The sequence below is a fragment of the Henriciella pelagia genome (assembly GCF_002088945.1).
GTDB lineage: Bacteria > Pseudomonadota > Alphaproteobacteria > Caulobacterales > Hyphomonadaceae > Henriciella > Henriciella pelagia.
On record NZ_NCSU01000003.1, the window covers coordinates 15,324 to 37,497 of the forward strand.

Consider the following 22,174-nt stretch of genomic DNA (forward strand, 5'->3'; position numbering starts at 1 on the left):
CGGTGATGAAGACATCAGACCGTATCGACGAAAACGATCTCGGCGTCGGCGATGCCCTTGAAGGTCAGCGTCTCGGCACCTGTGACAGCCGCACCGTCACGCGCATTCAGTGTCTCGCCATTCAGCTCGACAGAGCCGCCCGCCAGCACGAAATAGCCATAGCGCCCCGCCGGGACGGTGTAGTCCAGCGTCTCACCGGCTTTCAGCGTCGCACCAAGCACTTTTGCGTTCTGGCGGATCGGCAGGGCCTTGTCGGCCTCGTCGCCGCTGGCCAGCACGGCCCATTGACCGGACCGGTCACCTTTCGGGAACTTGCGCGCACCCCAGCCGGGAGCACCGCCCGCCACAGCCGGTTCGATCCAGATCTGGAACAGCGTCGTCTCGTCGGTCTCGGCGTTCCATTCCGAATGCTGCACGCCAGACCCGGCGCTCATCACCTGCACATCGCCAGCCTCGGTGCGGCCCTTGTTTCCCATCGAGTCCTGGTGGGTGATCGCCCCTTTGCGGACATAGGTAATGATCTCCATGTCGCGGTGGCCATGCGGGGGAAAGCCGGTCTGGGCGCGGATCTTGTCATCGTTCCAGACGCGCAGCTTGCCATGGCCCATGCGGGTCGGGTCGTAATAGTGCGAGAAGGAGAAGTGGTAGTGGGCATCCAGCCATTCATTCTGGAAGGTGCCGAGATCCTTGAACCTGCGAATGTCAATCATTGCGACCTCCATGTTTGTGTCTGGCCACAAGATGGCGTGCCCCGCGAATTCATCCAGAGCCTCGCCCGGACATCACTTATTCGCAGCATGCATCAATCTGATGATGGCTTCTTCGGCCGCACCATCTCGACCTGAAGCGTCGATCCCGGCGTGATCAGGATGTCCTCATGGCGCAGCGGAATGTCGATCCCCGCCTCGCGGAACCGGTCCCAGATGCTGAGCAATACCTGCGAGGCAATGTTGGCGACACCGTTTTCAGGATCATTGATCCAGAAGCGCGCCTCAAGCTCGATGGCTTCGTCCCCGAACTCCATGACGAGGCAGACCGGCGCGGGCGAATGCAGCACGCGCGGTGTGTCCTTTGCGCCTTCCACGACGAGATCGACAGCCTGGCGCAGATCGGTCTCATACTCGACACGCAGGCGCTTCTTCACCCGCACTTCCTTGTTGGAATAGGACCAGTTGACCACCTTGTCGGTGATCAGCATCTCGTTCGGGATGAGGTGTTCCTTGCCGTCCCGCGTAATCACAGACGCATAACGAAGGCCCAGCGATTTCACGACGCCATAGGTGTCGTCCACCTCGATGACATCATTCGGCTTGATGGACCGGTCGGTCAGCAGGATCACGCCGGAGATGAAGTTGGCCACGATCTGCTGCATGCCAAAGCCAAGGCCGACACCGATCGCACCGCCAAGCACCGCAAGGCCTGACAGCGGAATGCCAAGACCTGCGAGCGTCAGCAGGGCAGCGCCGAAGAACAGGCCGATCTGCATCGCATTCGACATCAGGATGCGCAGCGATGGCTCAACGCGGGGCAGGGCATGCACGCGCCGCTTCAGGCGGGACGCAATCCAGTTGGCGATGAACAGGAAGAAGGCCGCCGTTGCGATGGCCTGCACGATGAAGATCGGGCTGATCCGGCCGCCTGCATAGGGCGGACCGACATTGGACAGCCAGTCGAGCACCTCATCCAGCACGCCGAACGCGTAAAACACCGCAAAGACCCAGATCGTCCATTCCAGCGGCTTGCGGACGAATTCGGGCAGGAAGGTCGTCACCACGCGGATCAGCAGCCAGGCAAGCGCCAGCGACGTCGCAATCCGCACCAGCGCGCTCTCCTGCCCAATGGTATTGAGTATCGTCAGGGCGAGATAGACAAACAGCGCCCACAGTGCCGGCCTGACCAGCGCCGGCACCGATTCGGTCACATTCTTCGCGATATTCTCCGGCAGCCGCTCCAGCAGGCCGAGGACCTGCTTGCGGATTGGCGGCGCAAGCAGAACGCCGACAACAAGCGCCAGGAGCACAGAGCCGACCTGGATGCTGAGCGGTACCAGTATATCGAGGTTGAGGACGTTCTCATTTGCCCAGCCGACCGGATCATTCAGGAAAGGCCGCGCCCAGGCGAGATAGTCGGTATCGGCCGCGACCTCAGCTGGGGCGCTGGCCATGCCATCGGGTGACACCGTCCGGCAAAATTCCTCGCCATCCCGAAGGATACACTCCTTCAGAATGGGGGTTTCGCTTTCCGGGGCGGTCTCACCCTGCATGTACTGGTGTCCCTAGATCGGCTCGTATGGGAAGACTGTCGTCGTCGGGCCGAGATCTGTAAAGCTTCCCTGCATGCTTGGCAGGCCCTGCTCGATCAGCGTCTCTGGCGTCCAGCCTTCGAGGCGGGCGACCGACTTCACAGGACGGGGCTGGCTGAACAGGATGACCTCATTGCCGCGGACCGAGAAAATCTGTCCAGACACATTCTTGGCACCATCTGCGCAGAGGGCAACAGCGAACTGGGCCACCTGGTCTGCACGCATGCCATTCTTCATCCGTTCGACGCGCTCACGCCCCGCCTCATCCTTCACTGGGATGGATGCGATCATGCGGGTCCAGGCAAACGGCGCGATAACGTTGGAGCGGACATTCTTGCGCTCGCCTTCCATGGCAATGATGTGGGAAAGGCTCGCAATGCCGAGCTTCGCTGCGCCATAGTTTGCCTGGCCGATATTGCCGATCAGGCCGGTGGTTGATGTGAAGAGGACGTAAGAGCCGTCTTTCTGGTCACGGAATTCGTTGATCGAGGCGCGGGTGACATTGAACGTGCCATGCAGGTGAACGTCGATGACGGCCTTCCAGTCGTCTTCGGACATCTTGTGGAACATGCCGTCCCGCAGAATACCAGCGGGGTTCATGATGGCGTGAAGGCCACCAAACTCGTCCTTGGCCTGTTCGACCATGCCTTCGACGGCCTTGTAATCGGTGACGCTGTCAGAGTTCGAGACCGCCTCGCCGCCTGCTGCGCGGATTTCCTGCGCCACTTTTTCGGCCGGGCCTGCATCGCCCTCATCGGCGCCGGACAGGCTGCCACCGAGATCGTTCACCACAACCTTCGCGCCGGCCTTTGCTGCCAGCAGCGCGCACTCCTTGCCGATCCCGTTGCCGCCGCCGGTGACCAGTACGACTTTTCCATCCAGAACGCCCATGTATTCCTCCTAGCTTGCTACATTCATGTGTTGAGCGTTTTCCAACACCCTCGCAGCTGGATTGGCAAGCCTGTGAGGTTGCGACCTTATTGCGCCCTGAGGCCCTGAACCAGGCGCTTTGATCGCAGGTAGATTGTCACCACGCAGCCAAGTGCGATGATGATCAGCGCGCCTTTCAGCGTGAACGTGTTTGCGCCCCATAGCGGCTCGAACAGGGTCACCGCTGCGGCAAATGTCAGCATGCCCATGCGGTGCTGCTTGGCCATCGGGCCGCCAAAGTCGGCAGGCAGCGCGTTCGCCCGGCCAAGTTCGCGCACATAGGCGACGAAGATGGCGAGCGCGGCCGCGATGAGACCAAGCCATCCCATGCCGCAGGCCATGCCGGCCGCGGCCAGCAACAGGAAATCCGACACCCTGTCGGGAAACTCGTTCCAGAAGGGCCCTTCCGGCCCGCCCGCGCCGTGTTCGACGGCAACCATCCCGTCAAACAGGTTGCAGAGAAGCCGCCCCTGAATGCCGCCAATCGCAGCCAGGAGTGCAAAGACACGCAGGAAGCCATCCACATGCGGCACAAGCAGGAAGGCCAGCGCCCCCACGGCAGCGAATGCCATGCTGGCCATGGAAATCTGGTTCGGCGTCACGCCCTGCGCGGCGAGCAGTTTGGCGGCCTGCGTCGCCCACGCAGAATTGCGTGACCGGATTGGGCGGCGAATGTCGAGAATGTCATTGCTCATGCGAAACCCTTTCCCCCTGCAGCCTTTCGCTGATGCCAGAGACTGTAGGAATAAATGATGGCATAAGTGAGAGCGACACTGGCCGGAACGGCTATCGTGGCAAGGATCTCAGGTGTCCTGGCCATGGCGTGCGTCCCGATCAGTATCGCCGTGGATATGGTGCAGGCGATGAGTGGCGGTGCCATGATGGTAAGCATCGCTGCCCCCCGGAAAGCCGATTTCATGGTCAAGCTCCGCACTACAATCGAAACGCTGCGGGCCGACGCGCCGCCACTCCGCTGGCTTTAGCAGCACTCATTCGGCCGCTATGCTCAATCCCGTCATCCCGGTTTCCGCGAAGGCGGAAGACCGGGACCCAGTGATACGCATTCTGGGCGATCAGGCTCTCGACCCCGCATCAGGTCCGGGATGACAAGAACCGGCCTCCAATCTACTCCGCCGCCGCCTGAACGTCCCGATGCGCGGCCTCTGACAGGATGCGCCGTTTCGCGGCGTCGCCTTTCCAGGCAAAGGACCAGGGCAGGCCAAGCCGGATGGCCGCATCCGCTGGCGGGCTGCCCTTGATCGGCGTGCGGTCTGCCACTTTCCCGGCGAGCTTCACGGCCTGACGCCCCGCGAAAGACAGGTCATAGTCCGGCCCAAGCTCAAGGCGCTCACGAACCTCTGCCGGGAGGATGCTGACAGAGGCGTTCGCAAGCGCCCTGTGCAGCGCGGTCGGGACGTTGCGCGCCGCCTGCCCGGATTTGATGATGTCGAGAAATTCGGTGTTGATCGGATGCGGTTCGAAGCGCGGCAGGAGGTGTGCCAGCATCGCATCGAAGTCTTCCGGCTTCCGCAATGGATTTTCGACGCCATAGAGCTTCGCGACTTCTACGCCTTCCTCATAGAAGCGGCATCTGTCCTCATAGGAGACCGGCTTTACGAACCGGTCATAGGCGGTCAGGAAGCCATAGCCCGCCGTCGCGCTCACCCAGTCGAGCAGTTCGACATCAAGCGCCTTGTAATCTTCTCCGCTTGGCGTCTTGCCGCCGACCCTGGCATGCATATTGGTGACGCCCTGGATGACCCGCCGGGCCGCGCTCGCCGGGCCGTAAACGCCAACCATCGCCGCCATTCCCGTGCGCTGCGAGCGGCCGATGGGGTCAGTCTTGAAGACGGAATGGTCCCACACGCCGGAGCGGATGCGGGCATCGGCAAATTCCAGCAGCACAGCCGCCACGCCGCCCACAGCGAGCGCAATCGGATTCTTGAAGACTTTCCAGCTGATCGAGTCCGGCGCGGCATAGGCTCGCTCACCTGCCGGAACGGTGAAGTCCGTCTTCCAGCCGAGATAGGATTTCAGCTTTTTCATGGCTCATTATCTCAGAGCCACAGGCCTGCCTCAAGCTGTCGCTTTCGATAGGTATCCCTGGCTCTTCTTGATGCTCGCTTCGGCCTCGCTCATGATCCGCTCGACAATCGCGGCAACGGGTTCGACAGACTTCACACCGCCCGCCGACTGGCCCATGGCAAAACAGGACGTGTCCGGGTTGAGTTTCGCCTCATCCGTGATGCCGCCAATGCCGCCGATCACGCCGGTCTGGTGCGAGTGGATGGCCTGCTGCGGGAAGGGCATGATGTCGCCGGGGCGGCTCTCCCAGTCATTGATATAGTCATTCGTGCGACAGCGCATCGGCTTGCCGGAATAACAGCGCGTTCGCGTCGTATCGGTATCGCCTGCGCCGACCACGGTCTGCTTGTAGAGATTGGCTGCATGGGCCTCTTCAGACGCAATGAAGCGCGTGCCCATCCAGACGCCCACTGCGCCGAGCGCCAGCGATGCGGCAAGCCCGCGCCCGTCATAGATGCCACCGGCCGCGATCACCGGAATATCCACCGCTTCAACTGCCTGCGCGACCAGCGGCAGCGTGCCGACCAGCCCCGTATGCCCGCCGCCTTCGCCGCCCTGCAGGATCACCGCGTCGCACCCGGCCTGCTCTGCCTTGATCGCATGCTTTACGGCGCCGCCAACAACCATCACCTTGAGGCCGGCCTTTTTCAGCTTCTCCATGATCGGCATCGGCACGCCGAGGCCCGCCACGAAGCTGTCCGCGCCGCCATTGATGATGACATCGACCGACTCTTCGAGGCTCTCAGGCGATGCGGCCAGAAGGTCGACACCGAACGGCTTGTCGGTGAGCTCGCGCACCTTCTTCATCTGGCCTTCGATGAAGTCCGGCGTGGTGCCCGCCATGCCAAGCACGCCATAGCCACCCGCATTGCTCATCGCGGCGGCCAGTTCGGCATAGGAGACGCCGCCCATTCCGGCCAGCATGATCGGGTATTTGACGCCCAGGAAGTCGCAAAGCGGGGTGTGGATGCTCATCAGTGTCCTCCAGTGATTTTCAGCGATCCTTGCGCCGCCGCACGCGCCTGCCAACCCGTCACCCGAGGTCATCCCTGCCGAAAATCCGGAACATTCCCGCGCGTAAATCCTTGTTCCTGACAGGAAGAAGGGGCCGCATCCACTGCAGCCCCATCCCGATGGAGGTCAACATGACGATCCGCGTTCTTTTTCTTGCTGTCGCGGCAATCGCAATGGGTGCCTGAGCACCGCCAGACGATCAGAAGATGGCGTAGCCGCCATCGATCAGCAGTGTATCGCCCGTATGGAACCGTGAAGCGTCCGATACAAGATAGATCGCTGCCCCGGCAAAATCCTCAGGCTCGCCCCAACGGCGCATCGGCACGCGGGAGATGACATTGTTCTCGAATTTCGGATTGTCCTGCGCACCGGAAGTCATGTCCGTGGCGATCCAGCCCGGCAGGATCGTGTTCGCGCGGATGCCATAGCGGGCATACTCCACGGCCAGGCCCTTGATCAGCGTGATCAGTGCGCCCTTGGTGGCGGTATAGGCCTCATTGCGCGCCGCGCCCTGAAGCGCGCCGAGCGACGCCGTGCCCATCAGCGTGCCGCCCATGTCGCCATTCTTCGCGCGCTCGACCATGTGCTTGGCGCTCTCGCGCAGCGTCCAGAAGGCGCCGTCCAGATTGACCGACATGTTCTTGCGCCAGATCTCCGTCGTCATTTCATGGAAGGACTTCGCGCCAAAGCCGACGCCGGCATTGGCGATACAGCTGTCGAGCCGTCCGAATGCCTTCACTGTCTCGGCGGTGGCCTCCACAACAGCTTGCTCATCGGCCACATCGACCTGCCAGGCCTTCGCTTCGCCCGTGCCGATCCTGGAGAGCTTCTCCGCGGCCGCCTTGTTGTCGGCCTCCTTGCGCCCCCAGATCGCGACATGCGCGCCGGCAGCGGCCAGGCCCTCTGCCATGCCAAGCCCGATACCCTTGTTGCCGCCCGTGACGAGCGCCACTTTTCCCGTGAGATCGAAAGGTGCGTAAGCCATCTGAAAATCCTCCATGCTGTTTGGATTGCATAAAGGGCATGCAGGCCGCCAAGATCAATGCTGACGACAGGGAAGGCACCCCGGCTGCAGGCCTCAGCGTGCGATAATTGTAATGCCCGCCTCGCGACGCGGCGCGGCCATGCTGAAATGCATCATCTCCGCCTCGCGGTCGATCTGCAGCCGGAATTGCGAGAGATAGTCGAGCCCGACAATGATGACCGGCTCCTCGCTCACGCCAAGTGCAACCAGCACATCCGGATCGGCGATGATGGACCTGAACTTGTCGGTCTTGAACTCGCCCACTGCGAGGTTTCGGCTGTGCAGAACCCGAAGGTCCATGACGGCCCCCGTTGCACCGACCAGCTCCAGTGTCTCGATCCGGCCCCGCCGTCCGGTCACCTTGTCGGCCAGTACCGAATTGACGACCGTAAGGCTTGCCCCGGTATCAATCAGAGCAAGGGCTTCCATGCCGTCGAGTTCGATGCGGATGAAGGGCAGGCCCTGGATACGCTCCACCGGCTTGCGGACCGTCTTGGAACGCCACACCGCCAGCGGGCGCCGGTTATACACCGATAGCCGCCCCTCCTCGAAATCGAAGTCGAGCACGCGGTGCGGCAGATTGTTTGCCGGCAGGATATTGCTGACATAGTCCATCGGGAATTTCTTGTTATAGGCCGCGCGGACCGTCTCGCTCTGGATTCCGCCAATATCGAGCTTGTCGATATGGACGAGGGGAAATTCCTGCACACCGCTGAGGCCGTTTATGGCCACCACGCTGACGCCGTCCGGCTCTTCAATGCCGGCCGCTTTCGCCGCTGTGTGATCGAGCAACGCAATGGTCGCGCCAGTATCGAGAACCGCGTCGACTTCGACCTCGTCATTGAGCTCCATTTTCACGACAAGAAAACCCGCTTCGCTGATCTCGAACGGGATTGTGTGCTTCGCGACTGCGCTCGCCATTGGCGTAGTCGATAGCGCCAGCAGGACCAGCGCCAGTATGTTTGAGGCGACTCTCACCTCTTTCCTCCCAGGTGCGCGACTTGTTCGCGTCAATATCCCTTTATTATGACACTAATTGCGTGCGTTCGAAAGCTTCGCGACCAGATCGAGGCCTTCCCGGACCACGCGCCGGGTTTCGTCCCAGAGGTCGATATCGTCCAGCGCATCAGCCTCGAAAAACCGCGCATCCGCTGCATCGTCGCCAGCGACCGGCTCACCGCCCGTCCACACAGCCGCAAAGTCGCTGAGTACGAAATGGCGCGTCACAAGCGTGCCGTCGCGGGTCTTCACAATCGCGTCAACCACGTCAATCAGACCGGCAAGCTCCGCCGTGACGCCGGTTTCCTCAAAGAGTTCGCGCAACGCCGCCACCCTCACCGGCTCACCCGGTTCGACCCGGCCGCCCGGCAGCGACCATTCCCCGGTCATCGGCGGTGTCCCGCGGCGGATCAGCAGCACCTGCCCATCCTTCACGCAGACCACGCCAACCGCCGCCTGCGGTCGCAGGCCGTCGGCAAGTTTTAGTGAAGTTTGGCTGTTTGGCATTGTGTTAGGGCCTCGGCCTCAATAGTCGGCAGGACAGAGGAGAGTGTATGGCTCGACGCGGGAAGAAATCCAGACCTCTCAGCCTCGCGCTTCAGGGTGGCGGCGCGCATGGGGCTTTCACCTGGGGTGTGCTTGAGCGGCTGACCGAGTGCGAAGACATCGAGATCAGGTCGATCACCGCGACATCGGCCGGGGCGATGAATGCTGCCGCCTTCATCTCTGGCTATCAGAAAGACGGCAATGAGGGCGCGCGCCAGTCCCTCAGCAATTTCTGGCAGGACATCTCTCGCCGCGGTGCCTCGCTTTACGCCATGAAGCCTAATTCGCTCGCGGGCGAGATGCTGAGCTCGAACCCGTTCGCGGCCTTCTCGCCGCATTCCATCGCGACGGCCATGACGTCCTTCCTCAGCCCCTATGACCTCAATCCCTTCGATCTCAATCCGCTGCGCGAAGCGGTGACGGGAATGATCGATTTCGAAGCTGTGCGCGCCTCGGACATCCAGCTTTTCGTCGCAGCCACCAATGTCGAGACCGGCAAGGTCAAGATCTTCAAGGGCGAGGAAATCACCTCCGACGCCATCCTCGCTTCGGCCTGCCTGCCCAACACGTTCCGTGCCGTCGAAATCGAAGGCACGCCCTACTGGGATGGCGGCTATCTCGGCAATCCCTCGCTTTTCCCGCTCTTTTATACCAATGCGCCGAAGGACATCCTGCTCGTCACGCTCAATCCGCTCGAACGCAAGGGCACACCGCGCACGGCAGGTGAGATCCAGGACCGCCTCAATGAGATCACCTTCAATGCGGCGCTGCTCGGAGAGCTGCGCGCCATCGCCTTTGTGCAGAAACTGCTCGGCAAGAACCTTCTCACCCGCGCCGTGCAGAACCAGTACAAGAAGCTCAATATCCATGCGATCCGCGGCGGAGAAGCCCTGCGCAGCCTGCGCCTGGAGACCAAATACGATACGAGCTGGCCTTTCCTGACCAATCTGCGTGACAAGGGCAGGGCGCATGCCGAGGAATGGATCGGCTCCTGCCTCGACCAGGTCGGCAAGCAATCCAGCGTCGACATTCACGGCACCTTCCTGGACGGCTCTGAAAGCTAAATTCTCTTCAGCATGGTCAGCTTCGCCTTGCCGGCTTCGCGTTCGTCGACCACCTCCCAGCCTTCATGCTCGAAGGTCTCGCTGCTGTCCGTCTCGACCACGGCGAGGGCGTCCTGCGCCATCCACTCGCCCGCTATCAGCGTCTTCAGGCAGGGCGTGACGAGGTTCTGGTGATAGGGAGGGTCGAGGAAGGCAATTGTAAAGCGGTCTCCAACCCCGGCCGGCTTGGTGCCGAGATCGACGGCGCTGCGCCGATGGGTGCGGGTATTCCCGAAAAGCTGCAGCGCTTCGACATTGTCACGGATCGCCCCGCGCGCGCTGCTCTCTGTCTCGACGAACAGGCAGAAGGCCGCGCCGCGAGACATCGCCTCAAAGCCGAGGGCGCCCGATCCGGCGAAGAGATCGATCACCCGCGCGCCTTCAAGCTCTGGCGCCCAGCTCGCATGCGCCAGCACATTGAACAGGCTCTCGCGCGCCCTGTCAGATGTCGGACGTGTATTGCGCCCCTTGGGCGCGGCAATCGCCTGGCCTTTGAATTTTCCGGAAATGATACGCATGGGCTGCGCCCTTAGCATTGCGGGGTGGTGCAGGAAAGTTCGTTAGCGTGTATGGGCTGTCACGATGAGCGATGAGCAATACATGCAGCGCGCCATGACGCTGGCCCAGGCCGCCGCAGATGCCGGCGAAGTCCCTGTCGGCGCGGTGGTTGTGGACCCCGCCACTGGCGAGATTGTCGGCGAAGGCCGCAATGGCCCAATCGGCGCGCATGACCCGACCGCGCATGCCGAGATCGTCGCCATCCGCGCTGCCGCCGCAAAACTCGGCAATTACCGCCTGCCGGGGCTCGACCTCTATGTCACGCTGGAACCGTGTGCGATGTGCGCAGGTGCGATCAGCTTTGCCCGCATCCGTCGCCTCGTCTTTGCCGCCACCGATGAAAAGGGCGGCGCGGTACTGCATGGCCCCAAATTCTTCGACCAGCCGACCTGCCACTGGCGCCCGGAGGTCCGCACATGCTCCGAATTCGCGGCCGATTCAGCCTTGATGCTGAAGCATTTTTTTCGGGCCCGCAGAGCCTGAATTCCGGTCCGGTCTCTGGCGGACAGCGGCGAATTAACCGTTTGTATTTGTTAAATTAAATTACAGAAAGTGATGCCGAAATGGCACAGGTTCGGCGCGCGATGAGTGCGCAGCGGAACGTGCCTTTATCCTGCCTCGTTTGGTGTCCAGTTCCGGCTTCGGGTCGGGGCAAAGAAACACAACTCAGAATGAGGAAACCTCCCATGTTGAAACAATTGCTCATTGGTACTGCAGCAGCCGGTGCCCTTACTGTTGCCGGTGCAAGCGCACAGGCTCAGGGCTATGCAGACGAAGACACAGGCTTCTATCTGCAAGGCGGCTACTCCTATCTCGACATTCAGCCCGATGGCGCTGAATCGGGTGTGGATACCAATGCAATCACCGCCCGTGCCGGGTATAACTTCAATAAGTTCTTCAGCCTCGAAGCTGATGTGACCTCCGGCATCGACGATGGTGAGTTCGACTATAATGTCGACGAGGACGAGTTTGACCTCGACGACAATAATGATGGTGATTTCAATGACCTGATCGCCGCTTCGGGCGACATTGGTCTCAACTATCTTGTTGGTGTCTATGGCCGCGCATCCATGCCGGTCACGGACAAGCTCGATATCTTCGGCCGTGCCGGTTACGCCTTCGTCGACCTGGATGCTGAAATCGAGACGCCGGGTGGCAACCCGATCAACGTCGAAGACTCCGAAGATGGTGCAGCTCTTGGTGCCGGTCTCAACTATGACCTGACCGAGAACTGGCAACTTCGCGGCGACTACACCTGGTATGGCTTCGGCAATACCGACACGCACGCTGCGATGGTCAGCGCTGGCTACAAATTCTAGTCAGCCACCCACGCAGAATGCGTGAGAGAGACGCCGGTGCCGCTGGATGAGGCACCGGCGTTTTTTTATTGGTCGAGATGAAGGCAGGTGCAACCGTCATCCTCGGAGAAGCACATGGACCGGTAATGCGAGGTTGTTTTGTCGAAATGCTGAATTTGAAGACGTACAAAATATACGTCGCCAGGTCTTTCTAGCAGCTTTTCTGCATATTCGTCCCAGACATCCCTGAATTTCGCATTGTTCGGCTCGAAGCCATCATTTCGCTTGTCCTCTCGAAAAGTCTGATCGGCCAGGTTTTCAAAAAAGTCAGCAATTTCAGGCTCTGCTTCGGTAACCTCAACATGGCGTACCTTCAGCGATTTTGCGGTCGAGAAGTTGCCCTTCGCGCTGACAGCGCAAATGTCCGGCAACTCGACAGCATTGCCGCAAGAAGCGAGCCCTAGCACCCCGATAAGTAGAAGAGATCGCATGATCACACGTCCAAGAAAACTGACGTTTAACTAGAGTAATCTCGCCGCCCGCGCCAGATAGATCACGCCAATCACCGTCACCAGCCAGCGCATCCAGCGCTTGAAGTCGACATCATTCATACGCTCCAGCACGAGCCCGCCAAGCCACGTCCCCGTCATCGACAGCGGAATGGCAAGCGCGAACAGCCAGAGCGGCGGCATGGCGCTGAGCCCCGCTGCTGCAACAACCGGCGCGCTCCAGAAGGCAATCTTCACAAGATGCGCCATCACCTGCGTTGCCGACTTGGTTGCGACAATGGCCTGCCGCGTCATGTCGGTTCGCACGAAAAACAGATCGAGCAACGGCCCAGCCACACCGGCCAGCGTGTTCAACGCCTGCACCACAAAGCCCGCAATCTCCGCCTGCCCGCGCTTCTGGATGTTGAGGTCGACGATGGATTTCGGGATCCACACCATGAGCGGGGTCAGCCCCAGCAGCAGGTAGACCATGGTCTTGTCCGGCCGCCAGGCCAGCAGCACAAGCAGCACCACCGCCGCGACCGACCCCAGCGCATATCGCGCGAAGATCGCCCAGTCGATATGCCCGCGCAGCAGCCAGGCCCGCCAGCCATTCGAGACCATCTGGATCGCCCCATGAACGATCATAGCGGTGGCAACCGGCAGCAGCGCGGTCAGCACGCCCATCAGGATGAGGCCGCCCGCCATGCCGAAGATGCCGGAAATGAATGCCGTGACCAGGGTCGCGATGAGAATGATGAGAGCGCTGATCAGGGGCATGACGTTGGCAATACCTCGATTCCTCGGGTGTGACAGGCGGGGTGCTTGCCTGCCGTGCGGGCGTAGCTAAGCTTCGCTCATGGCAGATGATTCCGAGCCTTTTGAGCGCAACGGTCCGTGGCGCGTCCACTCGACGGACGTCTCCCACGAAAACCCGTGGATCCGAGTGGAAACGAGCAAGGTCACACATCCGAACGGCGAGCCCGGCATTTATGGCGTCGTGCGCTTTGCCAATTACGCGACCGGCGTCCTGCCGGTTGATGATGAGGGGCATACCTGGCTCGTCGGCCAGCACCGCTTCACCTTTAACGCCTATAGCTGGGAATTACCGGAAGGCGGCGGGGCAAAAGGGGTTGATCCACTCGTCTCTGCCGCGCGTGAACTGGAGGAGGAGGCCGGTCTTCGCGCCGCCCACTGGCTCGCGCTTGGCAAATGGGATCTTTCCAATTCTGTCTCGGATGAACGCGCCTTCGGCTATCTTGCATGGGGCCTTTCGGCAGGTGAAGCGGCCCCCGAACCGTCTGAAGACCTCGCTCTTGAGCGCGTGCCCGTGAGCACCCTGATCGAGCGGTGCCTGTCAGGCGAGATCACCGACAGCTTCACCCACCTGATGGTCTTCACCGCCCTCGAACGCGCCCGTCGCGGAGAGCTACCGGCAGAAATCGCAAACCTGCTCCTGCGCTGACCCCAGTCGGACTGTTTCCGACCTTCCGGAAGCCGACAAGGTGAGCGAAGTCGAAGCATGCGGCTGTTGGCACGCCGCCATGCCCCTCTCCGCCAACGGGGAAGGTTGGCGTGGGGCCTATTCAGCCCCATCCGGGGAAACCGCTCGACTCCCAGTCCCAACATCCGGCAAAGAAGGCGCGTCAGATGAGGGAAGTGACATGTCCATCAATGCCCGGCGCGTTGCCCGCGTCCACAAGCTGCTCGGCCTGGTTGTCGGATTCCAGCTTCTTTTCTGGACAGTGAGCGGGCTCTTCTTCACGCTCTTCCCGATCGAACAGATCCGCGGCGAGCATCTGCGCAAGCCCGCGCCAATGGTCGACATCGCTTCGCTCGAAACTCTCGCCCCGCCGCAGGTCACGGGCGATGCAAAGGCAGTGCAGCTGCGACAGGTGCTGGGGCGCCCGGTCTGGGAAGTCTCCGGCGATGGCTGGACTGCGCTCTATGAGGCGTCGACCGGCGAGCAGCTATCCCCGCTCGGAGAGACGGCTGTGCGCCGCATTGCCGAAGAGGCCTGGGCCGGTCGAGGCTACGCCACCACGGTTGAGCGCATTGATCATCCTCCGCGCGAAGCCTTCACTGGCAAACCCCTCTGGCGGGTCGAGTTTGAAGGTCTCGATAGCGCCGTCTTCTGGGTCGATGCTGAGGCGGCCAAAATCACCGCCGTGCGTACCACCAAATGGCGCATCTTCGATGTGCTCTGGCGCTTTCACATCATGGATATCACCGGCGAAGACCGGTTCGATTCCTGGTGGCTGAAAGTCTTCGCCTTTCTCGGACTGACCAGCGTCCTGTTCGGCTTTGCCCTGCTCATCCAGCGCGCCAGCAAGGGCCGGCTCCTGAAATAGAAAAGGCCTCTGCCGGGTCTGTGCAGAGGCCTTCCAGTTCCATATCCAAAGTCAGGTTCGAAGAATCAGATAGGTCCTGACCCTAGTCTTCGGAAAAGGAGTATTCGTAAGTGAAGGAGCGGTGCTTGCTGAAGCGGGCCTTCTCCGCGTCAGTCAGGCTGGGATGGTTCATCACGAACTCCTTCACATCCTTGTCCTTGAGGCGTGAACGCTCACCGTTCACACACAGTGCGCGATAGGTCTTGCCATTGTCGCGCACGCTGACGAGGGCTGGCGCATTAAGGTCAGCATCGCGGTCCTCGCACTGCTCGGCGAGGTCTTCGACAACTTCTCCGGCCGCTTCGAGATCGTCTTCCAGTCCATCTTCGAAGGCCGCTTCAATGCGAAGTTCCATCTGCTCGGCCAGCTCTTCCATACGCTCGGCGCGGGCTTCGACTTCGCGTTCGATGACAAGTTCCATTTTCTCCATGCGGCGCTCATGGGCTTCCGCCAGCGCCTCAGCGCGGTCGGCATGTGCCTCGGCAAGGGCGGCAATCTTTTCCATCTGGATTTCGAATTTGCCTTCATCGAACTTGGAGATGAAGATTTCATGGTTCGGGATGATGATCTTGACGCCGCTATCGGTCTCGATCGTCTCGACATTGAACTCCTCAAGCCCCTCCAGCTCGAGATCGAAGTCAAATTCCATATCTCCCAGAACGGCGAGGCCCTCCAGCTCTTTCAGGTCCGCAAGATCAGAGAAATCCAGCTCGCCGAGCGCCTCGAGGGCCTTCATTTCGCCGACCTTGCTGATCTCGATCGACAGGCGCTGCATTTCTTCCTGAATGTCGGACACATCCAGCCTGTCGAGATTGGCAAGCCGCGGATGGAGCTCCTCGAATGGGTCGCTCAGCAGCACGAACTGACGGTCCGCGTCATCGCCGTGCGAATTGAACCGGTAGACGCGGTGATCTTTTACCTTGGCGTTCTTGATGACCGTTTCGTGCTCGTCGCCGCCGGCAAGTTCCGCTGAGGACTGGTCGCGCGGAGCGGCAGAGGCGGCGCATGAAGCCGTCGTGAAGACAGCGGCCGAGCCGAGCGTGACGGCGAGCGTCGTGCCAAGCAGGCGCTTGCGAAGGGTAGGGGCGGAATTCTGCATCAGGATCAGTCTTTCTTTGATGGGATGCGCCAGGGTGAGGTTTGCGCCGCGGAAGGCGCAGTCAGCCGGACCGGCAAGGCGTGCGGCCTTGACCAGGGTGCGGCCATAGGAAAACGCAGATGATGTTCCCGCCCGAAGCACATCAGCGTCACATGCGGCTTCCTGGTCGATGCGGAAGGCCCGGATCGACAGGTAAGCCAGAGGATTGAACCACTGCAGCGCGAGCACGATCTGTGCGGCCTGCAGGGCAAAGAGGTCACCGCGTTTGACGTGCATCAGCTCGTGGGTCAGCGCGTCGCGCTGTTCGCGCGGGGTATAGTCAGCCTCGAACCATTCCGGCAGCAGGATGACAGGGCGCTTGAGACCAGTGACCAGCGGGCTGCCATTAAGAAGGCTGGTGCGCACCTCGAAGGAACGGCGCACTTTCAGCTGCGCGGCAATCTCGTGCGCCATTTCGTTCACCCTGTCCGACGCTTTTGACGAGTCGTCGCGGATCAGCTGGTGGAAGACGGCCTGACGACGCCAGGCGAGGCCCAGCATCAGCGCGATACCGGCAATCCACAGCGGCACGACAAGGTGCGGCAGCAGGCCGGCGACCTGTTCGAGCATGCCCGGCCCGGCCTGTTCAGCCGCGTGTGCAGGCACGAATTCGACCGGCGCCGGCACGAAGGTGGCCTCGGCGCGCATCGTACCGCCTGCTTCGGTCGGATAGATGGCGAAGCCCGGTGCCGCCGGCGCGGCCTCCACCGGTGCAGGGGCTGGCACGGTCGCTGCGGGCGCGAGCGCACCGAACAGGGACCAGTTGGCCGGAAGCGGCGGCATGACAAGCCGCGCCAGAGGCACAAGCCAGAGGGCATAGGCCGCCTTCGCGCCGAACTGGCGTGCGAAGGGGCGGCGAACGATGAGGACCAGCGCAAAGAGAATCGCGACGGCGAGGCTCGTCTGAAGGCTGTTGGCCACAAGCGGGTTCATGGTTTCGAACGGGTTCATTTCTTCAGCTCCCCCAAAAGCTGTTCGAGTTCGGCAATGTCATCCGCGCTGAGGCCTCTGGCATCGGCGAGGTGCGCCACAAGCGGGGCCGCCCGGCCACCGAACATGCGGTCGACAAACTGTTTCGCGGCCTTCTTCTGATAGTCGCCGCGCTTGATCAGCGGGCGATAGAGATAGCGTCGCCCATCCGGTTCTGTGGCAAGTGCGCCTTTTTCGACAAGGCGTCCCACAAGCGTCTTGATCGTGCGGATATTCCAGGACTTGTCGTCCTTCAGGGCTTCGGCGATTTCACTCGCGCCGATGCCCGGCTGGTCCCAGAGCACGTTCATGATTTCGAGTTCTGCGTGTGTGATCTGCATTGAACCTGGAGTCCCGTTGATTACGTTTGTAGTCGTTACGACCGATTACAATTGTGGTCAATACATCAATTGTGAAATTTTTGGGGCAGGGGTGTCTGGTTCGCCCGCGTGCTCCTGCCAGGGCGGTCCCGCCCTGTCAGGACGCGGCGACCACAGGGCAATCTCAGCGCATAAACATAAAAATTTCCGTCGCTTATCGCCGTCCGGCCTGCGAAGGTGTATACAGGTCCAGAATGACCGAAACTGATTCAGAACTGATCGAACCGATTGACGGTTCAAAGGAAATTGGCGCGCTGGCACACCTTTATCGCGCCGAAGTGTACCGCTCCACAATCTGGCGCCAGAGGCTCGACATGACGACCAACTGGGCGGTTGTGTCGACCGGTATCGCGCTGTCCGTCAGCTTTGCGAGCGCGACGGCGTCGCCGCTCCCGATCCCGCTGGTGGGCATGCTGACCATCATGTTCCTGTTCCTTGAGGCGCGCCGTTACCGGTATTTCATGACCTGGAAGTTCCGGGCCCGCCTGCTGGAGCTGGCGCTGATGGTGCCGGTCCTGCGGGGCGAAGGCGGCAAGATCATGACGGATCGCGGCACCGCGCTATCGGATGATTATGTCACGCCGGACTTCCACATCTCGGCCCTGCAGGCGATCGGTCACAGGCTGCGGCGGAACTATCTCTGGATCTTCATGATCCAGTATGTCGCCTATTTTGCGAAGATCTGGATTCACCCGATTGAGGCGGTGACCATAGAGCAGATGGTCCAGAGGGCGCATATCGGTCCGCTGCCCGGCGGACTGGTCATCGTGGCTGGAACATTGCTGCTGTTTGCTTTTATCGGCGTTACGATCTGGACCTATCGGGTCAAGCAGAAGGACACCTCGCGCATGTCCGACTATCTGAAAGGCGAAAAGATTGAGTGAGCCGATGGCGTCCAGCCGCATTTGATGGTTGCGTTTGGCGCTGAACACCTTATCTGACCCCTCAGACGCCTCAGGCATCGATCAAGTGATCCGGAACGATATGCTCTGGATCGAGCGACTTTCCTCCCCGATCGTTGCCTTCTCGAAAAAGCCCTGAATCGCGCGAACACCCAGCCGGCAGAATGGTCTGCCGGGATGGTCTATTGGCGCTTGATGCGAACAGTTCCGTTCGTGCTTCAGGCATATTTGAAAGACTGATTTTGACTCAATTTACCGACCTCGGCCTCGCCGAGCCAATCCTGCGCGCCCTGACCGCCGAAGGATATACTGACCCGACCCCGATCCAGTCGCAGGTCATCCCGGCCATGCTGGCCGGCAAGGACGTGCTCGGCACGGCGCAGACAGGCACCGGCAAGACCGCCGCCTTCGTGCTGCCACTGCTGCACGCCCTGACCCTCGACAATCAGCGCCCGGCGCCGAAAGCCTGCCGCGCGCTCATCATGGCACCAACCCGTGAACTGGCCGCCCAGATCGCCGACAGTGTCCGCACCTATGGCAGGGGCTCGAAATTCTCCGTCACCGTGATCGTTGGCGGCCTGAAGATCGGCAAGCAGGTTCGCGCCATGGAGCGCGGCGTCGACATTGTTGTCGCAACGCCCGGCCGCCTGCTCGACCTCAAGTCGCAGAACGCCATCCGTTTCGACCAGATCCGCACCGTCGTGCTCGACGAAGCGGATCACATGATGGATATGGGATTCCTGCCGCAGATCCGGAAAGTGCTGACGCAGCTTCCAAAAGAGCGTCAGACGGCGCTTCTGTCTGCCACGATGCCGAAAGACATCCGCAAGCTGGCCGAACAGTTCCTCGACAATCCTGTCAATGTGGCCGTCGCTCAGGTCTCCAGGCCGGTTGAGCGCATCGACCAGTCTGTCCAGTTCGTTCAGCATCCCCAGAAGCGCGACGTGCTGACGAAAATCCTGCGCGGTCCCACAGTCGATAGTGCGATCGTGTTCACCCGCACCAAGCGCGGTGCAGACCGTGTCTGCCGTCATCTCGAACAGGCCGGCCTCGCCGCAGCAGCGATCCACGGCAACAAGAGCCAGAACCAGCGCACCAAGGCGCTTGACGCCTTCAAGGCAAAGAAACTCACCGTGCTCGTGGCGACCGATATCGCCGCCCGCGGCATCGATATCGACCAGGTCAGCCATGTCGTGAACTATGAGCTGCCAAACGTCCCAGAGTCCTACGTGCACCGTATCGGCCGCACGGCGCGGGCCGGCGAAAGCGGCACGGCCATCACGCTTTGCGACAGCGAGGAACGCAAGCTCCTGCGCGATATCGAGAAGCTGATCGGCAACCGCCTTCCCGGTAACGAAGCCGGTGCCAATCAGGAACCGATCAATGAGCGCGAAGCCAGCGGCTTCCACCCGTCCAAGGATGGCCAGCGCCGCCGCAAGCCCCGCAATGGCAATCGCAACCGCCGGCCGAATGGCCATCGCGGCCAGGGTAAGGCAGTCCAGCACAGTCACGCCACTTGACCATCTGGCGCTTTTGGCATTTAAAGCGCCGCTTCAGGACGGGTGGTGCGGAGCCGCCGTTGAAATCGTGGGACCCATGAAGGCGTTCCACCGGCCCGCGTCGTAAAAGGAAGTACACTATGTCACGTCGTCACTCGACGAAGTACAAGATCGACCGCCGGGTCGGTGAGAATATCTGGGGTCGCCCCAAATCTCCGGTCAACAAGCGCCCAACCAAGCCAGGCCAGCACGGCCAGGGTCGCCGCGCCAAAGTCTCTGACTATGGTATGCAGCTGATGGCCAAGCAGAAGCTGAAATTCCATTATGGCGACATCACGGAAAAGCAGTTCCGCAAGACCTTCGATGAAGCCAACCGGATGAAGGGCAACACGGCCGAGAATCTGATCGGCCTGCTCGAAAGCCGTCTCGACGCCTTTGTCTACCGCTCGAAATTTGTTCCGACGATCTTCGCAGCCCGCCAGTTCGTGAATCATGGCCACGTGAAAGTGAACGGCGTGAAGACCAATATCGGCTCTGTCCGCCTGAAGCCCGGCGACGTTGTCGAGATCCGCGAAAAGTCCCGCAACCTCGCACTTGTCCTGGAAGCCCTTGGCTCACCAGAGCGCGATGTGCCGGAATATATCGAGGTCGACCCGAAAGCGATGACCGCGACCTTTATCCGCGTCCCGGAACTCAATGACGTGCCTTACCCGGTCAAGATGGAACCGGCCCAGGTCGTCGAATTCTATTCTTCGTAAGACGCCACACGCCCTTGCGAAACAGATCAAGCCGCGCTCCATTGGGCGCGGCTTTTTCTTTTGGTTTTAAGGGCATGAGGAGCGCGCACATATGAGCAAACCATCCATCAAAGAGGTCCGCGAACGCTTCATCGCCCCGCCCGGTGAAAAGTTCGACCTCTCATCACGCGACTCCGGTGACCGCAAGCTCTTCCCTGACAAGAAGCATGCCCGCAAATGCCTTCAGGAAGACGCCGGCGTGATCGACGAGCACCAGGACCTTCTCTACGCCACGCAGAAGAAGGCCGTCCTCGTCGTCATCCAGGGCATGGACACGGCGGGCAAGAGCGGCACCATCCGCAATGTCTTCGCGCAGACGACCCCGCTCGGCATGACGGTGAAGGCGTTCAAGGCGCCGACCAAGGAAGAACTGGCCCATGATTATCTCTGGCGCGTCCACAATGCCGTGCCCAAGAAAGGCTTCATCGGCATCTTCGACCGCTCCCACTATGAGGATGTGCTGGTGGTAAAGGTCCGCGGCTTTGCCCCGCCCGAAGCGGTCGAGCAGCGCTATGACCAGATCAACCAGTTCGAGAAGCACCTCTCTGAAAATGGCGTCAGGATCGTCAAATTCATGCTGCACCTTGGCTATGAAGAGCAGGGCATCCGTCTCAAGGAGCGCATCACCGAGCCGCACAAGCGCTGGAAGTTCAACCCGGCCGATCTCGATGACCGCAAGATGTGGCCGGACTTCATGAAAGCCTATGAAGACATGGTGGAGCGGTGCTCGACCGAGTGGGCGCCGTGGTATGTCATCCCCGCCGACAGCCGCACGCGCCGCAACGCCGCCATTGCCCGCATCCTGCGCGGCGAACTGGAAGGCCTCGGCCTCGAATGGCCCGACCCTGGCTACAAGCTCGAAGACTTCGATTTCAGCTAGGGCAGGCGGCTACGCCAAAAGAAAGCGGCCCGCCAGGCTCATGGCTGATGTGGGGTCAACCTGGAGCTGGCGGGCCATATTGATGCGCTCGGGCGTCGAATTACTGGGTCCGGGTCAGGAGACCCACGCATCAATATCCTGTGCTAGCTGACCGAAACCGATCCGCCGCTGGATTTTTCAATGCTGACATTGGTCGCGCCGCCAGCAACATTCACGCTGCCGCCCGAGGACGCATCCGCCTCGACACGGTCCGTGGCATAGGCGCGGATGGAGGCGCCGCTGGACACATCGGCGATGAGCGCGGTGCTTTGCAGGTTGCTCGCATCAATGCTCGCGCCGGACGAGGCGTCGGCATCAACTTCTGTACAGCTTCCGGAAACCTCGACATTCGAGCCGCTGGAGGATTCCAGCTCGACTTCGCCCGCATTGACGCCGGCCACGACGACCTTCGCGCCGGAAGAGACGTCAATGTCGACATCGCCGCTCATGCCGCCGCCCGTCACATAGGCGCCGGACGAGGCTTCGATATCGGACAGGGTTTTAACCCCGACCGTCACCTTGTAGGGCGTGCGCTTGCCGCTCCAGCCCAGTTTGCGCGGGCGCTTAAGGATGAGGTCGCCATCATCCACCTCGACAATGATATCGCTGAAATCGCCGTCTTTGTTCTCCACAATCACAGAGCGCGCGACACCGGTCTCGAAGCTGACCTGGATGCCGGATGAGACATCGATGCCGTCGAAATTGCGGACGTCGTAGGACTGGGTGTCGGCCAAGGCCGGCGCTGCGAGCGCAAGGGATGAGGCAATGGCGAGTGGGGCAATATATTTGGACATGGGAGCGATCCTTCCAGCGGGCTGGTGCATGACAAATTT

25 protein-coding genes are annotated in these 22,174 nt (G+C 61.1%); 10 read left to right on the plus strand and 15 right to left on the minus strand.

Annotated features, from left to right (window positions below; all coding sequences use genetic code 11):
* Positions 1-14: 14 nt before the first annotated feature.
* The 4 genes from B8746_RS00165 to B8746_RS00180 all read right to left on the minus strand — a co-directional run bounded on the left by B8746_RS00165 (position 15) and on the right by B8746_RS00180 (position 3,927).
* A complete protein-coding gene (locus tag B8746_RS00165; protein ID WP_084391378.1) occupies positions 15-710 on the minus strand; it encodes a pirin family protein in 696 nt (231 codons plus the stop codon).
* A 92-nt stretch (positions 711-802) separates the two neighbouring features.
* Entirely contained in the window at positions 803-2,263 is a 1,461-nt protein-coding gene (locus tag B8746_RS00170) for a mechanosensitive ion channel family protein (protein ID WP_084391235.1), read from the minus strand.
* Between the two features lie 12 nt (positions 2,264-2,275).
* Positions 2,276-3,193 carry an SDR family NAD(P)-dependent oxidoreductase gene (locus B8746_RS00175; RefSeq protein WP_084391236.1) on the minus strand — a complete coding sequence of 306 codons (918 nt, stop codon included), beginning with the start codon at positions 3,191-3,193 and terminating at the stop codon, positions 2,276-2,278.
* An 86-nt stretch (positions 3,194-3,279) separates the two neighbouring features.
* Positions 3,280-3,927, minus strand: a complete 648-nt coding sequence (locus B8746_RS00180) for a CDP-alcohol phosphatidyltransferase family protein (protein ID WP_084391237.1) — start codon at positions 3,925-3,927, stop codon at positions 3,280-3,282.
* Between the two features lie 66 nt (positions 3,928-3,993).
* On the opposite strand from B8746_RS00180, the gene B8746_RS16925 reads away from it, so the two are divergent.
* Positions 3,994-4,215, plus strand: coding sequence for a hypothetical protein (locus B8746_RS16925; protein WP_143434483.1), 222 nt, complete (start codon positions 3,994-3,996; stop codon positions 4,213-4,215).
* Positions 4,216-4,357: 142 nt separating this feature from the next.
* Here B8746_RS16925 and B8746_RS00185 read toward each other — a convergent pair whose 3' ends face one another.
* The 5 genes from B8746_RS00185 to B8746_RS00205 all read right to left on the minus strand — a co-directional run bounded on the left by B8746_RS00185 (position 4,358) and on the right by B8746_RS00205 (position 8,861).
* Positions 4,358-5,278, minus strand: coding sequence for an oxygenase MpaB family protein (locus B8746_RS00185; RefSeq protein ID WP_084391238.1), 921 nt, complete (start codon positions 5,276-5,278; stop codon positions 4,358-4,360).
* 30 nt (positions 5,279-5,308) lie between these two features.
* On the minus strand, positions 5,309-6,292 hold the full coding sequence (locus tag B8746_RS00190) for an NAD(P)H-dependent flavin oxidoreductase (protein ID WP_084391239.1): 984 nt from the start codon (positions 6,290-6,292) through the stop codon (positions 5,309-5,311).
* A 238-nt stretch (positions 6,293-6,530) separates the two neighbouring features.
* Positions 6,531-7,316, minus strand: coding sequence for an SDR family NAD(P)-dependent oxidoreductase (locus B8746_RS00195; protein WP_084391379.1), 786 nt, complete (start codon positions 7,314-7,316; stop codon positions 6,531-6,533).
* A 93-nt stretch (positions 7,317-7,409) separates the two neighbouring features.
* Positions 7,410-8,333, minus strand: a complete 924-nt coding sequence (locus B8746_RS00200; RefSeq protein ID WP_084391240.1) for a retroviral-like aspartic protease family protein — start codon at positions 8,331-8,333, stop codon at positions 7,410-7,412.
* 54 nt (positions 8,334-8,387) lie between these two features.
* The gene (locus B8746_RS00205; RefSeq protein WP_084391241.1) at positions 8,388-8,861 is read right to left on the minus strand and encodes an NUDIX hydrolase; all 474 of its coding nucleotides are present in this window, start codon (positions 8,859-8,861) and stop codon (positions 8,388-8,390) included.
* 47 nt (positions 8,862-8,908) lie between these two features.
* Between B8746_RS00205 and B8746_RS00210 the strand changes: the two genes are divergently transcribed.
* A complete protein-coding gene (locus B8746_RS00210; protein ID WP_084391242.1) occupies positions 8,909-9,964 on the plus strand; it encodes a patatin-like phospholipase family protein in 1,056 nt (351 codons plus the stop codon).
* Here the strand turns inward: B8746_RS00210 and rsmD are convergent.
* Entirely contained in the window at positions 9,961-10,521 is a 561-nt protein-coding gene (gene rsmD, locus B8746_RS00215) for a 16S rRNA (guanine(966)-N(2))-methyltransferase RsmD (RefSeq protein ID WP_084391243.1), read from the minus strand. The two genes, B8746_RS00210 and rsmD, sit on opposite strands and share 4 nt — an antisense overlap.
* Positions 10,522-10,585: 64 nt before the next feature.
* Here rsmD and tadA point away from each other — a divergent pair, with 64 nt between their 5' ends.
* On the plus strand, positions 10,586-11,044 hold the full coding sequence (tadA, locus tag B8746_RS00220) for a tRNA adenosine(34) deaminase TadA (protein WP_233123761.1): 459 nt from the start codon (positions 10,586-10,588) through the stop codon (positions 11,042-11,044).
* A 203-nt stretch (positions 11,045-11,247) separates the two neighbouring features.
* Entirely contained in the window at positions 11,248-11,880 is a 633-nt protein-coding gene (locus tag B8746_RS00225) for a porin family protein (protein WP_084391244.1), read from the plus strand.
* A gap of 65 nt (positions 11,881-11,945) precedes the next feature.
* Here the strand turns inward: B8746_RS00225 and B8746_RS00230 are convergent, their stop codons facing one another.
* A complete protein-coding gene (locus tag B8746_RS00230) occupies positions 11,946-12,350 on the minus strand; it encodes a hypothetical protein (protein WP_143434484.1) in 405 nt (134 codons plus the stop codon).
* Between the two features lie 30 nt (positions 12,351-12,380).
* The gene (locus B8746_RS00235) at positions 12,381-13,127 is read right to left on the minus strand and encodes a sulfite exporter TauE/SafE family protein (RefSeq protein ID WP_084391246.1); all 747 of its coding nucleotides are present in this window, start codon (positions 13,125-13,127) and stop codon (positions 12,381-12,383) included.
* A 79-nt stretch (positions 13,128-13,206) separates the two neighbouring features.
* On the opposite strand from B8746_RS00235, the gene B8746_RS00240 reads away from it, so the two are divergent.
* Positions 13,207-13,812 (plus strand): NUDIX domain-containing protein, encoded by a 606-nt coding sequence (locus B8746_RS00240; RefSeq protein ID WP_084391247.1) that lies wholly within the window; start codon positions 13,207-13,209, stop codon positions 13,810-13,812.
* Positions 13,813-14,011: 199 nt separating this feature from the next.
* On the plus strand, positions 14,012-14,698 hold the full coding sequence (locus B8746_RS00245; RefSeq protein ID WP_084391248.1) for a hypothetical protein: 687 nt from the start codon (positions 14,012-14,014) through the stop codon (positions 14,696-14,698).
* Positions 14,699-14,780: 82 nt separating this feature from the next.
* On the opposite strand, the gene B8746_RS00250 is transcribed toward B8746_RS00245, so the two are convergent.
* Both B8746_RS00250 and B8746_RS00255 read right to left on the minus strand, forming a co-directional pair.
* Complete coding sequence (locus B8746_RS00250; RefSeq protein ID WP_084391249.1) at positions 14,781-16,826, minus strand: M56 family metallopeptidase; 2,046 nt, start codon at positions 16,824-16,826, stop codon at positions 14,781-14,783.
* The gene (locus tag B8746_RS00255) at positions 16,823-17,185 is read right to left on the minus strand and encodes a BlaI/MecI/CopY family transcriptional regulator (RefSeq protein WP_084391250.1); all 363 of its coding nucleotides are present in this window, start codon (positions 17,183-17,185) and stop codon (positions 16,823-16,825) included. The genes B8746_RS00250 and B8746_RS00255 overlap by 4 nt, the downstream gene beginning before the upstream one ends.
* A 233-nt stretch (positions 17,186-17,418) precedes the next feature.
* On the opposite strand from B8746_RS00255, the gene B8746_RS00260 reads away from it, so the two are divergent.
* From B8746_RS00260 to B8746_RS00275, 4 genes are all read left to right on the plus strand, one after another.
* Positions 17,419-18,108, plus strand: a complete 690-nt coding sequence (locus B8746_RS00260) for a DUF2270 domain-containing protein (RefSeq protein ID WP_084391251.1) — start codon at positions 17,419-17,421, stop codon at positions 18,106-18,108.
* Positions 18,109-18,368: 260 nt separating this feature from the next.
* Positions 18,369-19,646: a DEAD/DEAH box helicase gene (locus tag B8746_RS00265; protein WP_095380812.1), complete on the plus strand. Its 1,278-nt coding sequence runs from the start codon at positions 18,369-18,371 to the stop codon at positions 19,644-19,646.
* A 119-nt stretch (positions 19,647-19,765) separates the two neighbouring features.
* On the plus strand, positions 19,766-20,383 hold the full coding sequence (gene rpsD / locus B8746_RS00270) for a 30S ribosomal protein S4 (RefSeq protein ID WP_084391253.1): 618 nt from the start codon (positions 19,766-19,768) through the stop codon (positions 20,381-20,383).
* Between the two features lie 91 nt (positions 20,384-20,474).
* A complete protein-coding gene (locus B8746_RS00275; protein WP_084391254.1) occupies positions 20,475-21,302 on the plus strand; it encodes a polyphosphate kinase 2 family protein in 828 nt (275 codons plus the stop codon).
* Positions 21,303-21,445: 143 nt separating this feature from the next.
* On the opposite strand, the gene B8746_RS00280 is transcribed toward B8746_RS00275, so the two are convergent.
* Positions 21,446-22,135, minus strand: a complete 690-nt coding sequence (locus tag B8746_RS00280) for a head GIN domain-containing protein (RefSeq protein ID WP_158084490.1) — start codon at positions 22,133-22,135, stop codon at positions 21,446-21,448.
* Between the last annotated feature and the right edge of the window lie 39 nt (positions 22,136-22,174).

What these genes read in the sequence shown, in the direction of transcription:
- B8746_RS00245 (WP_084391248.1), top strand. Translation starts at nt 14,012, where the DNA reads ATGTCCATCAATGCCCGGCGCGTTGCCCGCGTCCACAAGCTGCTCGGC.
- rpsD (WP_084391253.1), top strand. Translation starts at nt 19,766, where the DNA reads ATGTCACGTCGTCACTCGACGAAGTACAAGATCGACCGCCGGGTCGGT.
- B8746_RS00205 (WP_084391241.1), bottom strand. Translation starts at nt 8,861, where the DNA reads ATGCCAAACAGCCAAACTTCACTAAAACTTGCCGACGGCCTGCGACCG.
- B8746_RS00225 (WP_084391244.1), top strand. Translation starts at nt 11,248, where the DNA reads ATGTTGAAACAATTGCTCATTGGTACTGCAGCAGCCGGTGCCCTTACT.
- tadA (WP_233123761.1), top strand. Translation starts at nt 10,586, where the DNA reads ATGAGCGATGAGCAATACATGCAGCGCGCCATGACGCTGGCCCAGGCC.
- B8746_RS00210 (WP_084391242.1), top strand. Translation starts at nt 8,909, where the DNA reads ATGGCTCGACGCGGGAAGAAATCCAGACCTCTCAGCCTCGCGCTTCAG.
- B8746_RS00165 (WP_084391378.1), bottom strand. Translation starts at nt 710, where the DNA reads ATGATTGACATTCGCAGGTTCAAGGATCTCGGCACCTTCCAGAATGAA.
- B8746_RS00255 (WP_084391250.1), bottom strand. Translation starts at nt 17,185, where the DNA reads ATGCAGATCACACACGCAGAACTCGAAATCATGAACGTGCTCTGGGAC.
- B8746_RS00235 (WP_084391246.1), bottom strand. Translation starts at nt 13,127, where the DNA reads ATGCCCCTGATCAGCGCTCTCATCATTCTCATCGCGACCCTGGTCACG.
- B8746_RS00175 (WP_084391236.1), bottom strand. Translation starts at nt 3,193, where the DNA reads ATGGGCGTTCTGGATGGAAAAGTCGTACTGGTCACCGGCGGCGGCAAC.
- B8746_RS00260 (WP_084391251.1), top strand. Translation starts at nt 17,419, where the DNA reads ATGACCGAAACTGATTCAGAACTGATCGAACCGATTGACGGTTCAAAG.
- B8746_RS00190 (WP_084391239.1), bottom strand. Translation starts at nt 6,292, where the DNA reads ATGAGCATCCACACCCCGCTTTGCGACTTCCTGGGCGTCAAATACCCG.
- B8746_RS00170 (WP_084391235.1), bottom strand. Translation starts at nt 2,263, where the DNA reads ATGCAGGGTGAGACCGCCCCGGAAAGCGAAACCCCCATTCTGAAGGAG.
- rsmD (WP_084391243.1), bottom strand. Translation starts at nt 10,521, where the DNA reads ATGCGTATCATTTCCGGAAAATTCAAAGGCCAGGCGATTGCCGCGCCC.
- B8746_RS00275 (WP_084391254.1), top strand. Translation starts at nt 20,475, where the DNA reads ATGAGCAAACCATCCATCAAAGAGGTCCGCGAACGCTTCATCGCCCCG.
- B8746_RS00240 (WP_084391247.1), top strand. Translation starts at nt 13,207, where the DNA reads ATGGCAGATGATTCCGAGCCTTTTGAGCGCAACGGTCCGTGGCGCGTC.
- B8746_RS00180 (WP_084391237.1), bottom strand. Translation starts at nt 3,927, where the DNA reads ATGAGCAATGACATTCTCGACATTCGCCGCCCAATCCGGTCACGCAAT.
- B8746_RS00230 (WP_143434484.1), bottom strand. Translation starts at nt 12,350, where the DNA reads ATGCGATCTCTTCTACTTATCGGGGTGCTAGGGCTCGCTTCTTGCGGC.
- B8746_RS00280 (WP_158084490.1), bottom strand. Translation starts at nt 22,135, where the DNA reads ATGTCCAAATATATTGCCCCACTCGCCATTGCCTCATCCCTTGCGCTC.
- B8746_RS00195 (WP_084391379.1), bottom strand. Translation starts at nt 7,316, where the DNA reads ATGGCTTACGCACCTTTCGATCTCACGGGAAAAGTGGCGCTCGTCACG.
- B8746_RS00185 (WP_084391238.1), bottom strand. Translation starts at nt 5,278, where the DNA reads ATGAAAAAGCTGAAATCCTATCTCGGCTGGAAGACGGACTTCACCGTT.
- B8746_RS00250 (WP_084391249.1), bottom strand. Translation starts at nt 16,826, where the DNA reads ATGAACCCGTTCGAAACCATGAACCCGCTTGTGGCCAACAGCCTTCAG.